The organism is Actinoplanes auranticolor, assembly GCF_018332655.1.
GTDB lineage: Bacteria > Actinomycetota > Actinomycetes > Mycobacteriales > Micromonosporaceae > Actinoplanes > Actinoplanes auranticolor.
Window position 1 is genome coordinate 1 of sequence record NZ_BOQL01000054.1, and the last position, 14,070, is coordinate 14,070.

Annotated in this window: 13 protein-coding genes and 1 tRNA gene; 7 read left to right on the forward strand and 7 right to left on the reverse strand. The window is 69.4% G+C overall.

Annotation, left to right across the window (positions count from 1 at the left end):
- Positions 1-191 precede the first annotated feature (191 nt).
- Positions 192-770, reverse strand: coding sequence for a dCTP deaminase (dcd, locus tag Aau02nite_RS31590; protein WP_212992256.1), 579 nt, complete (start codon positions 768-770; stop codon positions 192-194).
- A gap of 75 nt (positions 771-845) precedes the next feature.
- Between dcd and Aau02nite_RS31595 the strand changes: the two genes are divergently transcribed.
- The 3 genes from Aau02nite_RS31595 to Aau02nite_RS31605 all read left to right on the forward strand — a co-directional run bounded on the left by Aau02nite_RS31595 (position 846) and on the right by Aau02nite_RS31605 (position 3,037).
- Entirely contained in the window at positions 846-1,361 is a 516-nt protein-coding gene (locus tag Aau02nite_RS31595) for a pyridoxamine 5'-phosphate oxidase family protein (protein ID WP_212992257.1), read from the forward strand.
- Between the two features lie 136 nt (positions 1,362-1,497).
- A tRNA-Gly gene (locus Aau02nite_RS31600) sits at positions 1,498-1,571 on the forward strand.
- 575 nt (positions 1,572-2,146) lie between these two features.
- Entirely contained in the window at positions 2,147-3,037 is an 891-nt protein-coding gene (locus Aau02nite_RS31605; RefSeq protein ID WP_212992258.1) for a hypothetical protein, read from the forward strand.
- A 57-nt stretch (positions 3,038-3,094) separates the two neighbouring features.
- Here the strand turns inward: Aau02nite_RS31605 and Aau02nite_RS31610 are convergent, their stop codons facing one another.
- The gene (locus tag Aau02nite_RS31610) at positions 3,095-3,697 is read right to left on the reverse strand and encodes a hypothetical protein (RefSeq protein ID WP_212992259.1); all 603 of its coding nucleotides are present in this window, start codon (positions 3,695-3,697) and stop codon (positions 3,095-3,097) included.
- A 66-nt stretch (positions 3,698-3,763) separates the two neighbouring features.
- On the opposite strand from Aau02nite_RS31610, the gene Aau02nite_RS31615 reads away from it, so the two are divergent.
- Positions 3,764-4,144: a hypothetical protein gene (locus Aau02nite_RS31615; protein ID WP_212992260.1), complete on the forward strand. Its 381-nt coding sequence runs from the start codon at positions 3,764-3,766 to the stop codon at positions 4,142-4,144.
- Positions 4,145-4,148: 4 nt separating this feature from the next.
- On the opposite strand, the gene Aau02nite_RS31620 is transcribed toward Aau02nite_RS31615, so the two are convergent.
- The 3 genes from Aau02nite_RS31620 to Aau02nite_RS31630 all read right to left on the reverse strand — a co-directional run bounded on the left by Aau02nite_RS31620 (position 4,149) and on the right by Aau02nite_RS31630 (position 7,463).
- Complete coding sequence (locus tag Aau02nite_RS31620) at positions 4,149-5,036, reverse strand: LamG domain-containing protein (RefSeq protein WP_212992261.1); 888 nt, start codon at positions 5,034-5,036, stop codon at positions 4,149-4,151.
- A 76-nt stretch (positions 5,037-5,112) separates the two neighbouring features.
- Entirely contained in the window at positions 5,113-6,138 is a 1,026-nt protein-coding gene (locus tag Aau02nite_RS31625) for a hemolysin family protein (RefSeq protein ID WP_212992262.1), read from the reverse strand.
- The gene (locus tag Aau02nite_RS31630) at positions 6,135-7,463 is read right to left on the reverse strand and encodes a hemolysin family protein (protein WP_212992263.1); all 1,329 of its coding nucleotides are present in this window, start codon (positions 7,461-7,463) and stop codon (positions 6,135-6,137) included. The genes Aau02nite_RS31625 and Aau02nite_RS31630 overlap by 4 nt, the downstream gene beginning before the upstream one ends.
- Positions 7,464-7,555: 92 nt before the next feature.
- Here Aau02nite_RS31630 and Aau02nite_RS31635 point away from each other — a divergent pair, with 92 nt between their 5' ends.
- Complete coding sequence (locus tag Aau02nite_RS31635) at positions 7,556-8,215, forward strand: GOLPH3/VPS74 family protein (protein WP_212992264.1); 660 nt, start codon at positions 7,556-7,558, stop codon at positions 8,213-8,215.
- 3 nt (positions 8,216-8,218) lie between these two features.
- Here the strand turns inward: Aau02nite_RS31635 and Aau02nite_RS31640 are convergent, their stop codons facing one another.
- The gene (locus Aau02nite_RS31640) at positions 8,219-10,357 is read right to left on the reverse strand and encodes a (Fe-S)-binding protein (RefSeq protein WP_212992265.1); all 2,139 of its coding nucleotides are present in this window, start codon (positions 10,355-10,357) and stop codon (positions 8,219-8,221) included.
- Between the two features lie 203 nt (positions 10,358-10,560).
- Positions 10,561-10,824, reverse strand: a complete 264-nt coding sequence (locus Aau02nite_RS31645) for a cell division protein CrgA (RefSeq protein WP_212992266.1) — start codon at positions 10,822-10,824, stop codon at positions 10,561-10,563.
- Positions 10,825-10,992: 168 nt separating this feature from the next.
- Here Aau02nite_RS31645 and Aau02nite_RS31650 point away from each other — a divergent pair, with 168 nt between their 5' ends.
- Positions 10,993-11,802 (forward strand): DUF881 domain-containing protein, encoded by an 810-nt coding sequence (locus Aau02nite_RS31650; protein ID WP_212992267.1) that lies wholly within the window; start codon positions 10,993-10,995, stop codon positions 11,800-11,802.
- The gene (locus Aau02nite_RS31655; RefSeq protein ID WP_246595592.1) at positions 11,802-14,069 is read left to right on the forward strand and encodes a class E sortase; all 2,268 of its coding nucleotides are present in this window, start codon (positions 11,802-11,804) and stop codon (positions 14,067-14,069) included. Before Aau02nite_RS31650 ends, Aau02nite_RS31655 begins: the two co-directional genes overlap by 1 nt.
- The last annotated feature ends 1 nt before the right edge of the window (position 14,070 follow it).

The window sequence follows — 14,070 nt, forward strand, 5'->3', positions numbered from 1 at the left end:
ACCTAAGCTGAGTGGCATTGGTTCATGAGCCGCCAGGCGAATGGCCGCCCTCGCCCGGCCTCGGCGGGAGCGACGGTCCGAGCCATGCAACCAGGCACGACATGACCTTGATTTTGGCTCTGCTCTTGACCTTGGCCTTGATCCTGGCCTTGGCCCGTCAGGCGCTTTGATCCGTCAGGCGTCTTGGCTTGTCAGGCCGTCGGCCAGGTACGGAAGTTGTGGTGGCTGCGGCTCGGGGTCGGGCCGCGCTGGCCCTGGTAGCGCGAGCCGTAGACGGCCGAGCCGTAGGGGTGCTCCGCCGGGGACGACAGGCGGAAGATGCAGAGCTGGCCGATCTTCATGCCCGGCCACAGCTTGATCGGCAGGTTGGCCACATTGGACAACTCCAGCGTCACGTGCCCGGAGAAGCCCGGGTCGATGAAGCCGGCGGTCGAGTGGGTCAGCAGGCCGAGGCGGCCGAGGCTGCTCTTGCCCTCCAGGCGACCGGCGAGCTGGTCACCGAGCGTGATGACTTCGAGTGTCGAGGCCAGCACGAACTCGCCCGGGTGCAGCACGAACGGCTCACCGTCGGCGGTCTCCACCTCGGCGGTCAGGTCGTCCTGCTGCTCGGCCGGGTCGATGTGCGTGTACAGGTGGTTGTTGAACACGCGGAAGAAGCGGTCCAGCCGGACGTCGATGCTGGACGGCTGCATCAGCTCCGGCGCGAACGGCTCGAGAGCGAGATTTTCCGACTTGATCTCGGAGACCAGGTCACGGTCGGAGAGCAGCATCGCCACACCATACCGACCGGCATTGGGGTGCGTGTTCAGTGGTCGACTAGAACATATGTTCGATATGATGTTCGCATGGCTTCCTGGTCCGAATTCGCTGCGGCTGAGCCCGAGCTCGCCGCAGCCGTCCGCGCACTGCTCCAGCAGTACGGCCCCGGCATGGGCTACCTCGCGACAGTCCGCGCCGACGGCGGGCCCCGCGTGCACCCCGTGTCGCCGGTCATCACCGACGAGGGCCTCTACTGCTTCGTGGTGAGTTCGGCAAAACGCCGCGACCTGGAACGCGACGGCCGCTACGCCCTGCACTCGTATCCACCGGAGGAGAGCGACGACGAGGCGTACGTGACCGGCCACGCCCGCCCGGTCACCGACCCGTCAGTGATCAACCACCTGGCCGAAGCCCTCCGCGCTTCCCCCATGGTCGACTGGCGCCTGTTCGAGTTCGACATCACCACAGTCATGCTCCGCCGCCACGGCCGGGCGGGCGCCCTGCCCCTGGCCATGACCTTGCGCTACCCACCGATCACCCGATCGTGGCGCGACCCGGCCGCCAACTTAGGCCGCCCGCTGGTCGCCGCCGCACGTTCGTAGGCACCGGCCGGCCACCGCTCTGCGTCGCGGGGCGCTGCCAGGTTCGGGAGGGAGCTGGGCCGCGCCAGGTCCGGCCGGTGCCTACTCGGGGCGGCTCCGCCACGAGACCCGGGAATCGGGTACAGTGGGGCCGCTCGCGGGTGTAGTTCAATGGCAGAACATCAGCTTCCCAAGCTGACAGTGCGGGTTCGATTCCCGTCACCCGCTCCACGTACGAAGGCTCAGGCCAGGGCATGATCCCGGACCTGGGTCTTTGTCATTTCCGGCGCCGATCAGTCACCGTGCCTGTCACGTCCCCCGATCAAGGTCGCGGGTGACCCGGCCCTGAGTGCGTCCAGGATCTCCTCGCCCCGCTCTCGCACGGCGTGCTGGTGAATCAGCGCGGCACGTCTCGAGCTGTGCCCCGTCCGTGCCATGAGGTCTACCGGCTTGCACAAGTGGATGTGAGCGTGTTTCCGGTATGCCGGAGGTCGCGGAAGTGAAGCCGGGCAGCCGACCGTAGTCACCGGCCGGTCCACTTGCATATGTGCCCGCACGTCGAGGTGAAAAGCTTCAGGAATAGTGATGGTGCGATGGCAGGCATCCGTCTTGGGCGGAGTGTCATGAAGTTATCTGCGCAATACCCCGAATGACCTATTTCCGACGTCGACGCGCGTTGCCACCATGGACACACGGCGGCGTAGAGGCTAGTCCAAGATCAGTCCATCCGAGGTGCGCCGCGGACAGGAGGACGTGCCGTGCGCGGTCGGATCTGGGCATTCATTCATAGACGTCCGATCTTTGTCGTGGGACTGTCGCTAACACTGCTGGCCGGCATCGCCCTCACTCTGCTTGCCAACTCCAACATCATCCAAACGGGGCCGGGTTTCCCCTGGAAAGGTGTACTGAATTCACTCGGGGAGGCGTTGATCGTGGCCGTCGTCCTGTCTCTTCTCGTCGACCCTCTGGCGCAACACCAACTCGCCGTAGAGTGGGGCCGAGATCTGTACTGGTCGATCTTCAGCCCAGATGCCCCCGATGACTTCAAAGAAGGTCTGCAGGCGCTGGCGGCACCCAGCGGTTACATACGGAGATGCACCTACGAGATCAACCTCTCGCGAAGCGACAACCGCCGCGATGACACTGTCGAGCTGGAGGTGCTGGTTCGAGCTGAAGGGGTCGTGCTCGACCGGAGGGGATTCCGGCCCTTGGACACGGTCTTCGTCTTCGCCAGACATGACGGCACTCCGTCTGAATACAAGCTCTGGTCATTCCGTAGCCGGCATACCAAAGGCGTCGAATATTCTGGGCGAGATCTCCAGCTTCTCAACGCGCTCAAGATTCAGAGCAGCGGACGCACCGTACTTGACCAGTCCACGTTGACCGATGCGGCTAAAATCCCCTTCCGGGGCGAATACGAGAACTTGCGGAAAGTCGCGACGACCCGGAGAAGATCCGACTACTTTCCCCTGTTTCAGAACAGAGTCGTCCTGGAACAGGTGTTCCTGATTCGCGGAGACGCTGTGGACGACCTCGATATTTCGATCGTGCAGCTGGGCGGCGTGACTCTCGACAAGAATGTCGAGGTACGGCCGGACGGCTCCAAAGTCATCGAGTATCGAACGTCGGCCGTAGCTTTTCCGGGGCAGGCCAGCATGCTCGAATGGCGCCCTTGGCAGGTAGCTGACAACGCATAGCCGGTGACGGCGTGCCACGGGCGGTTAACGCCTCCGCCAAGGCACGAGCGCGCAGGATTAGTTGCGGGCGTAGGCGGCGTTGCGGATGTGAGCGAGCAGGCGAAAGGTGTCCGACGACCGGTGCCAGGCCATCCAGTCGGGCTTCTCCCGGTAGAAGCCGCGGGTGCGGTAATAGTCGACATCCGCCCGTAGCCGGCTGAGGAGAGCGCGGTCCTTCGCGTCCAGCACACCACCGTTGGCCAGGCTGCGCTCAACCAGCGGTTTCAGGCCAGGCTGCACAGCCCCTCGACTGCGGTATTCGAACTCGAGGGCGAACAAGGCCGCGGCGCGCTCCGCACCGAGCCAGAGCCACTCCCCACCGGGGGACGGCTCGTTCTTTCCGGCTGTACGCCGGCCGCAGCGTTTGGCGGCACGCCGGGTCTCCTCGTACGCCGCGCGTTCGACGAGCCACAGGTTTCTGCTTGTGGTCAACATGTCCACCGCTCGGAGCAATGCCGAGGTATCGCGCTCCAACGGGCCGGCGCACAGCTCCAGGTAGCCGAGTGACGCCTCCCATCCGATCGGGCGGTAGCGCTCCAGGCAGCCATTGAATGCGGCGAGGCGCACACCGTGCGGCAGCGAATCGTTGCGCACCCGCCGCTCATAGGTCCCGTAGCTCACCGCTGCGAGTGTAGGGAGGGAGCGATCGGACTTCATCCGACTTCGCGGTGGTAGCAGACTGGATGGGTGCATCCCGAGCTGGCCGCTGCCCTGGCACCGATCCTGACCGACCTCGGCCGACCCGAGGGCGTTCTTCCCGAGATCCGCGACAAGGAGTGGAACGACCTGCCCGCCACCGCGAGCGCCTACCTCTTCGCCCAGGACGGGTCCGGGCAGGGGATCTCGGTCGCACTCGGGCAGCCGTTCCACCACCAGGTCGCCGAGCTCGCTGACCGGGTGCAGGATTGGGCGGTCGAGGCGTTGTGGTCGCTGGGCCGGCCCACCAACTGGCCGCCCTGCCCCCGTCACCCGCAGAGCCATCCGCTGGCCGCGGTCGAGAGTCAGGAGCGGGCAGTGTGGCGGTGCCCGGCCGACAATGTCGAGATCGCGGCGATCGGCGGCCTCTGAGCCCTCAGGCGATGGTCAGGAAGACGTTGTCGATCTGGCCGGAGAACTGGTCGTTTCCCCTGCCCGCGCCCTTGCCGCCCACCCGCAGCGGTTCCGCGTTGGCGATCGACAGGTTCGCCGGGAGCCGGACCCACGCGCGTTCCTGGCCGTCGACGATCAAGGTCAGGCGGTCCCGGGTACGGGCGCACATCAGGTTGTGCCAGCGGCCGTCCGCCACGTCGATCAGGGGTTCCGCCCGGTAGATCTGGGTCCGGCCCGCGATCACGCAGCTCGGGTGGCCCTGCCGGTGGTCCACCTGCAGTTTGAACTGGCTCACCCCGCCCACCGAGTAGCCCTTCTGGAAGACGTTCGCGCCGTCGGCCAGGTCCCGGTGGGTCATCATGATCGACGCGCCGTAGCGCATCGGGCGGGTGCCGGGGTTGAGGGCGTCGTCGCGGAAGCCTTCGAGGATCGCGCGGGGGCACTGCCTTTCGCGGGCCAGGGTGCAGCGGGTCGGGTACTGCACGGCCAGGCCGTTGCCCTGCGGGACCAGGCTCAGGGTGCCGCCGTTCTGACCGAGCGCGCGCAGGGCGTACGCGCCGTGCGTGTCGGTCAGGGGCTGGTTCACGCCACCGTCGAACGTGTACCGGACGGTGACCGGGGACTTGGCCACTCCCACCCGGCCGCCCGCCGGAGGTACGGCGGCGAAGCCGAGATTCGTGCTGGTGAGCACGCCGCCGGACGGGCGCGGCTGGAGGGCGACGTACTGCGAGCTGATCCGGGATGGGGTGGTGCTGGGCTGGACCAGCTGGGCCGCGAACAGGCCGGAGCCGAGGGCGGCGGTCGCAACCAGCGCGCCGAGGGGGGTGACGCGCCGGCGTGCGCCTCGCGGGAACCGTCGAGAGTCGAACATGCGGTTATTGTCCGGATCGCCGGTTTAACTAGCGGGTACAAACTCCGTTCGAGCGCAAATGTGGGCTAAAGCACCCTTACGAGGTCGGCCGAACGGAGGGCTCCCCGATGACGGCGTGCAGGACGTCGTCCAGGGCGATCACGCCGAGCGGCCGCCTTCCGTCACTCACCAGCACGATGTGCCGCCGGTCGCGCCGCATGGTCAGCAACAGGTCGGCCAGCGTCCGGTCCGGCGACACCACGGCCAGCGGGCGGATCATCTCGGCCGGCATGGGCAGGCTGCGCTGCGCTCCCTCGTACCCGAGGAGGTCCTTGACGTGCACGAAGCCCAGCACCAGCCGGGTCTCGCGCTGCACGACCGGCAGCCGCGACCGGCCGCTGCGGGTCGCCACCGCCTCGATGGTCGCCGGCGACGCGTCGTCGGCGACGGTGGTCACGCCCGCCCAGGGCTGCAGGGTGTCGGCCGCGGTCCGGTCGTTGAGGCCCAGCGCGGCGTGGATGCGGGCGTACTGCTCGGTGCCGAGCAGGCCCTCGGCCCGCGCCTGGGTGACCATGCCGGCCAGTTCCTCGGCGGTGAACACGGTCTTGACCGCGTCGGTGGCCTCGATCTTCCACAGCGACAACACCATCCGCGAGGCCCAGCGCATCGCGACCAGCAACGGCTTGGTCGCCGTGCAGAACGCGAGCATGAACGGCCCCAGCACCAGCGCGGAGCGTTCCGGGCCGGCCAGGGTGATGTTCTTCGGGACCATCTCGCCGACGACGGTGTGCAGGAAGACGACCGCGCCCAGGGCCAGCACGAAGGCCACCGGGTGGATCGCGTTCTCCGGCATCCCGATCGCGGTGAACGGGCCCTCCAGCAGGTGCGCCAGGGCCGGCTCGGCGATCGCGCCGAGGCCCAGCGAGCAGATGGTGATGCCCAGCTGGGCGCCGGCGATCATCAGGGGGATCTGGTTCATCGCCGACAGGGCCCAGCGGGCGGGCCGGGACGTGGCGGCCAGCGGCTCGAGAGCGGTACGGCGGGAGGCGATGAGCGCGAACTCACCACCGACGAAGAGCGCGTTGCCGAGCAGCAGCACGGCGGTGACCAGCAGCTCAGTCATCGGAACTCCGGCGGCGCAACCACCCGGACCTGCCCGATACGGTGCCGGTCGACCTCGATCACGGTGAACTCCCACCCGTCGTCCTCGAGCGACTCACCGACGACCGGGATGTGCCCGAGCCGGGAGAGCAGGAAGCCGGCGAGCGTCTCGTACGGGCCCTCGGGCAGCCGGAAGCCGGTCTGCTCAGCCACCTCGTCCTCCCGCAGCAGCCCGTCGACCAGGAACTTCTTGTCGTCACCGGGGGCGGTCAGCCCCTCGCTGCCGGCGTCGGGGAAGTCCACGTCGTACTCGTCCGCGATCTCGCCGACCAGCTCCTCGACCAGGTCCTCGACCGTGACCACGCCGTCGGTGCCGCCGTACTCGTCGACGACGATCGCCATGTCGGCGTCAGCGGCGCGCAGGGCGGCCAGGACCTTGTCCAGGACGAGGCTCTCCGGCACCAGGACCGGCTCGCGCGCGACCGTGGACACCGCGGTGGAGGCCCGGCGCTCGGGCGGGACCCCGAGGGCGTCCGACACCCCGACCACGCCGACGACGAGGTCGAGCGTCGACTCGTACACGGGGAAGCGGGTGTGGCCGGTCTCGCGCGCCGCCTTGATGAGGTCCGCGACGCTCGCGGTGGTCTTGAGCCCGACCACGTCGACGCGCGGGGTCATCGCCTTCGCCGCGCGCTTCTCGCCGAAGCGGATCGTGCGCCGCAGCAGCGTCGCCGTCTCCGTCGGCAGCGCGCCGGCCCGGGCGCTGATCGCGGCCAGCAGGCCGAGCTCCTCGGGGGAACGGGCGCTGGCCAGCTCCTCCTGCGGCTCGATGCCCATCCGGCGGACCAGCCAGTTCGCCGAGCCGTTGAGCGTGCCGATCAGCCACTTGAAGAGCTTGGAGAAGGCGCGCAAGGGGGCGGCGGTGGCCAGCGCGACGCGCATCGGCCGGGCCAGGGCCGCATTCTTGGGCACCAGCTCGCCGAAGAGCATGGAGACGATCGTGGCGAGCACCAGCGCGAGCACGTGCGTGACGGTCTCGGTGGCGCCACCGGCGATCGGCTCGACGGCCGGCCGGAAGAGCCGGGACAGCGCGGGCTCGGCCAGATAGCCGGTCAGCAGGGCGGTGAGGGTGATCCCGAGCTGGGTGCCGGAGAGCTGAAAGGAGAGCTCGTGCAGGGCGTTCCGGACCGTACGCGCGCGCCGGTCACCCCTGTCGGCGCGCTTGCCGATCTCCACCCGGTCGACCGTGACCAGGCCGAACTCGGCGGCGACGAAGAACGCGTTGCCCGCCGTGAGCAACGCGAAGGCAGCCAACGGGAGCACCGTCGTCAGGAGCGGGCCGTCCATGATCGGTTCACCTCGGCCCTCATTGTGCCGGAACGCGGCATCGTGCGGGCGGTCGTGGCCGGTGCCGCGGATCACCCGGCTACCGTCGGGTCATGAACCTCGCCGAAGAGTTCGTGCTGCTCGCCTACGGCGACGACGGCGTGCCCGACACCGACAGCGTCCGCCTCGACCACGGCCTGGGTGGCGCCCTGCTGCTGGAGCTGGCGATCAGCGGCCGGGTCGGCGTCGAGGACAAGAAGGTCGTCGTGCTGGACCCGGCGGCCACCGGCGACCCGCTGGTCGATCAGGCTCTCGAGCGGATCGTGGCCGACGGCCGGCCACGCAAGCCCGCCCACTGGGTCAGGAAATTCGCCGACACCCGGAAGCCGGCCCTGGACGGGCTCGTCGACCAGGGCGTGCTGACCCGCGAGCAGGACAAGGTGCTGCTGGTCTTCCCGCGTACGCGCTATCCGGCGCCGAACGGGGTGGAGCCGGTCCCCGAGACGCAGGCGCGGCAACGGCTGACGGCAGCGGTCTCCGGGACGGGGCCGGTCGACCCGCGTACCGCTGCGCTCTGTGCCCTGGTGGCCGCGACGAACCTCGACCGCAAGGTCTTCGGCTCGCGGGACCGCAAGCGGGTCGTCGAGCGGCTCCGCGAGATCTCGGCGGGCGACTGGGCCGCCTCGGCGGTCCGGCAGACCGTCGAGGAGCTCCAGACCGCGGTCATCGTCGCGGTGGTCGCCGCCTCCACCGTGAGCGCGGCGACCTCCTGACCGTCAGGCGGGCGCCTTGTCGCCCTTGATCGACCGGAGCAGCACGCTCGCCACGTCGACGACCTCGACGTTCTCCTGCTCGCCCTTGCCGGTGACCCCGTCGCCGATCATCGTGTAGCAGAACGGGCAGCCCACGGCGATGGTCTTCGCGCCGGTGGCCAGAGCCTCCTCGGTGCGCTCCACGTTGATCCGCTTGCCGATCTTCTCCTCCATCCACATGCGGGCACCACCGGCGCCGCAGCAGAAGGACCGCTCGGAGTTGCGCGGCATCTCCACGAGGTTGGCCGCCTCGCCCAGCACCTCGCGGGGAGCGTCGAAGACCCGGTTGTGCCGGCCCAGGTAGCAGGGGTCGTGGTAGGTCACGTCGCCCTCGATCGGCTGGACGGGCGTGAGCTTGCCCTCCTTGACCAGGTGGGCGAGCAGCTGGGTGTGGTGCACGACCTCGACCTCGAGGCCCAGCTGCGAGTACTCGTTGCCCAGGGTGTTGAAGCAGTGCGGGCAGGTCGCGACGATCCGCTTGACGTTGGCTTCCTGCAGCGTCTCGACGTTCTGCTGGGCCAGCATCTGGAAGACGAACTCGTTGCCGATCCGGCGGGCCGGGTCGCCGGTGCAGGTCTCGCCCTCGCCGAGGATGGCGTACTTGACGCCGGCCTCGTGCAGCAGAGTGGCGACCGCGCGGGTGGTCTTCTTCGCCCGGTCCTCGAAGGCGCCGGCGCAGCCGACCCAGAACAGGTAGTCGAAGTCCTCGGTCTCGCCGACCCGGGGCACCTCGAAGTCGAGGCCCTTGGTCCAGTCCTCGCGGGTGTTCTGCGGCGCACCCCAGGGGTTGCCCTTGTTCTCCAGGTTGCGCAGCATGACACCGGCCTCGGCCGGGAAGCTCGACTCGATCAGCACCTGGTAGCGGCGCATGTCGACGATGTGGTCGACGTGCTCGATGTCCACCGGGCACTGCTCGACGCAGGCGCCGCAGGTGGTGCAGGACCAGAGCACGTCCGGGTCGATCACGCCGCCCTCGGCCTCGGTGCCGATCAGCGGCCGGTTGCCCTCGGCCAAGGCCAGCACGTCCATGTGCGCGAGCTGGGCCTCGGTGGCCTTCTCCTCGCCGGTCAGATCCTTGCCGCCCCCGCCGAGCAGGTACGGCGCCTTGGCGTAGGCGTGGTCCCTGAGCGAGAGGACGAGCAGCTTGGGCGAGAGCGGCTTGGCGGTGTTCCATGCCGGGCACTGCGACTGGCAGCGGCCGCACTCGGTGCAGGTGGAGAAGTCGAGCAGGCCCTTCCAGGTGAACTGCTCGACCTGGGCGACCCCGAACTGGTCCTTCTCCGGGTCGGCCTCCTCGAAGTCGAGCGGCTTGCCGTCGCTCATCATCGGCTTGAGCGCACCCAGGCCCGAGCCGGCCGGCTTCTCCGGGCTGCGCTTGAAGAAGATGTTGAAGAACGCCAGGAAGCGGTGCCAGGCGACGCCCATCGTCACGTTCAGCGCGATGGTGATCAGCCAGCCCATGGAGATGAAGATCTTGACCAGCGCCACCCAGGTCGGACCGTCGGCCGCGGCGGGCAGCAGCGCGCCGACGCCATGGCTGACCGGGGTGGCCCAGGCGGCGTACTCGAAGGTGTCGTTGGCGACCTTGAAACCGCGGATCAGGAAGCCGCAGATCAGGACGCCGACGATGACCGCCTCGACGAAGTAGCCCTGCCACATCGTGGAGCCGGTGAAGCGGGAGACCTTCTGGCGCTTGTCGCGCTGGCGGATGGCGATCAGCACCAGGATGCCGACCAGGCCCAGGACGCCGATGACCTCGGTGACCAGGCCGTACACCGTCCAGTGCCCGATGATCGGCAGACCGCCGGCGGGGTCGGCCACCTCGAAGTAGGCCTCGAGCACCAGCAGGAACAGGATCATGAACGAGACCATGACGAGCCAGTGCGCGGCCCCGATCACGCTCCACTTGAGCATGCGGGTGTGACCCAGGGTCTCGACCAGCATGGTCCGGGTGCGGGTGCCCTTGTCGGTGAACCGTTCCGGGTCGGGCCGGCCCTGCCGGATCACCGCGGTGATCTGCATGACAGCCCGCACCGCGAGCACAACGGCGACAAGGGTGACGACGCCCACCAGGACGGTCGCGACGATCTGCACTGTGCCCATGTGGTTGCGCCTCCTGGAGTCAGCTGGCTCGCCGACCTATGTTACCCATGAGTAATCAGAATGCGAGCGGCAGTCCGGGAAGGTGTTGCGGTCGTCCGGCCGAGCACAGTCGAAAGCGCACCCCGCGCCGGGGTGCGCTGCCGGACAATTCAGACGAAGATCACGCTACCGCGTGGCCCGGGGGCCGCACGGCAGGCTCGGCACTAGCGCCAGCGGGACAGGATGCCCAGCGAGGCGACCATGCAGCCGAAGCCGACCAGGAGGTTCCAGTACCGCCAGGCCTCGACGGGGTACTGCTGCTCCGAGAGGTAGTACACCACCAGCCAGCTGATGCCGAAGACGATCAGCGCGACTGCCGTGATGGGCACCCACACCGGACTCGGCTTCTTCGACGCCGCTGTCGCGGCCGGACGAATGTCCGTCGGCGGGGTGTAGACCTTCTTCTTGCGAACCTGTGACTTCGGCACGGTGCTCTCCTGAGGGCAACAAGTGGTGAACAACCCACCCCTGAGCGGCTCCGGGGACCCCGAATGCTGCCCGTGGCGAATACTGTTCGATAGCTAGCGTAGTCAAGGCGGCGCGCGTACAGGCACCCGCCGGTGCGTTTTTCGGCCGAGCCAGGGAGGACAACCGACGTGGAGTACACCACGGGGGCGCCCTCGTGGCGACTTGTCCTGCGACGAGCCCTGGGCGGACTACGCCCCCGTCGCAAGGCTCAACGGCAGCGCGGATGGTCGGTCGCGGTCCCACTGATCGGACTGGCAGCCGGCCTGTTGTTCACCACCTCGGCGACGACGGCGGACGGCACCGCGCTGCGCGACGACCGCCGGCCGCAGCTCGCCCAGCTCATCGCCGACAAGCGCACCCGGCTCGAGGATCGTGAGCAGAGGGCCGCCGGCCTGCGCGCGGCCGTCGACCAGGACGCGGCGAAGCTGGCGAACGTCGACGAACCGGTCAAGCGCGCCCGCCAGCGCGCGGACGCGATGCGCGGGGGTGCGGGGTTCACCGCCCTGCGCGGTCCCGGCATCACGGTCGTGCTGAACGACTCCCCGCAGCGGACCACCGGCACGGGCACGGACGCCCCCGAGAACGACGATCTCGTCGTCCACCAGGGTGACGTCCAGGCGGTGGTGAACGCATTGTGGGCAGGTGGGGCCGAGGCAATGGCGATCATGGATGTCCGCGTCATCTCCACGAGCGCGGTACGCTGTGTCGGCAACACGCTGCTGCTCCACGGCCAGGTCTTCTCGCCGCCATTCAAGATCACGGCGATCGGCGAACCCACGGCGATGCATCGCGCGTTGGAGTCCGCAGAGGGAGTCCAGCAATTCCGTGCCGCAGTGGCCGACTTCGGACTCGGCTATCAGGAAACCGTCGAGAGGAACGTGACTGTGCGGGCGTACGACGGGTCGAGTGACCTCCGATCCGCCGAGGCCACGGAGTGATGGACACGTCGGACCCCCGGTCGGGCGCGGCTAACTCCGGTCGGCACCGCGCACCGGACGGCGACGCCCAGACGGCGTTCATCCCCCGGATCACCGACGCCTCGCCGGACGGCGTACCCGGCGGTCCGCTGGACCCACCGCCCAGCCTCGGCCCGGCCGCGCCGTGGCCCGCCCCTTCCGGTCCGGTGGTCCAGACCCATCCGACGTCGCCCGCGCAGGGCCCTTCAGTGCCCGCTCAGGCTTCTTCCTCGTCCGCACCGGCCTTCCGGGCACCCACCGCCCCGGCCGGCGCTACCGGGCCCGATGCGCCGGTCTCGGCCGCCGACACCGCTGTGCTGCGAACCGAGACGCCTTCCGGGCCGGTTGATCCGGTGGTGGCTCGTGCTGCCGCGGCTGCCCGGGCGGCGGCGCGGACAGATTCTCCCGCCGTCACCAGTGCAGCGGCCGCGGTGCCTGTGCCCCCGGTTGTGCCGGTGGCCGCGCCCGCTCCTGCACCCCCCGCCGGCTTCGACTTCTTCGCGGCCGCGGCCGAGGAGGCCCGGGTCGCCCGGGAAGCGGCGCTGACCGCCGAGGGCCCGGACCGCTCGGTCCCGCGTCCGGCGCACAGCGCGGACAACGACGTCTATCCAGCGCCGACCAGCAGCTTCCGTGGTCAGGACCGGGCATCGCGGCGCGGCGGACCGGCCGAGCACCCCTTCGAGCCCACCGCGATCGCGCCTGACGGGCAGCCCGTGTCGATCAACGGATACGCGACGCCACACCCCGCGACGGCAGCCGAGGCCATGCCGCGCCGCGCCGCCGCGGAGGACATCGCGCCCCGCCGTACGGCCGCGGACGAGACCATGCCGCGCCGGGCCCTCTCCGACAGCTTCAGGGGGGCCGACAGTCCGCCGGCTCCGGAGACGTATCCAGAGCCTTCGGGCGGCTACCGCCAGGACACCGGCCATGCCGAGGCGGCGAACGGCTTCGGCCGCCGGCCCACCGGCGCGGACCAGCAGTCCTCGAACGGTGCCTACGGTTCCGGACGGGATCGGCTCGCCTCGAGCGCCTTCGCCGGCGGGACCCCTTCGGTGGCGGATGCTTTCCGGTCCCGCAGCGACCGCCGCGCGACCCCGGGCGGCGACTGGTCCCCGAGCACGCCCACCCCGCCGGTCACGGGGGACCGTCCGGCGGTCCCCAGCAGCAGGCGCAGCCCTCGCGATCAGGACGGTCCTGAGCTGCTCGCGGCCGGCAGCGGTGCCCTGCCGCCGCGTCAGGCGCCGGATCCGTCCGCCACCGCGATCATCCGTACCGCTGATGCGCCGACCGGTCTGCTGCCCTCGGTCCGGCCCAAGGCCGGTTCCCCGTCGGTCCCGGATGTGAGCAGCCCGGTGCGTACCCCTCTGGCCAGCGGGTCCGGCACCGTCGGTGCCGCTTCGGTCGCCGCCGCGGCAGCTGCCGTCGCCGCTGATCCCGATCCCGGCGACGGCGCGGCGGACGACGCCAAGCCGCGGCGGGGTGAAAAGGTCGTCAAGTTGCGGCCCGAGCAGACCGACGAGGGTTACAAGAGCGTGTACTCCGAGCTGACCCGCCCGACGCTGGGTTCCCGCATCCGGTCCGCGGTCCGGGTCTCCGGCGAGCTGATGATCACCTTCGGGTTGATCGTGCTGCTCTTCGCCGGGTACGAGGTGTTCGGCAACTCGGCCAAGGTCGACAACGAGCAGGACACCCTCGCCACCGAGCTCGACGACCAGTGGAACGACCCGACCGTCGCGCCGAGCACGCCCACCAAGGCGGCGCCCGCCGCCCCCGGTAAGAACCTGGTCGGGCGGCTCTACATCCCCAAGCTGGGCATGCAGTGGGTCGTGGTCAACGGCGTACGGCCGCAAGACATCCGGTACGCGCCCGGGCACTACCCGGAGACCGCGGAGCCGGGCGAGGTCGGCAACTTCTCGGTGGCCGGCCACCGCATCCGCAGGATCTTCTGGCGGCTGGACGAGCTCAAGCCGGGTGACGTGATCGGCGTCGAGACCCGCACCAACTGGTACGTCTACAAAGTCAGCGAGAGCCTGATCGTCAAGCCCAGCGCCGTCGAGGTGGTGGCCCCGGTCCCGGGCAAGCCGAAGGCCAAGGCGAGCAAGGCGATGCTCACGCTGACCACCTGCAACCCGAAGTTCAACAACTACGAGCGGCTCATCGTGCACGCCGAGCTGGTCGACACCGTCAAGCGGGACGCCTCGCAGCCCGGCGCCGGGCGGCCCGCCGACATCGGCAAGACGAAGGCCTAGG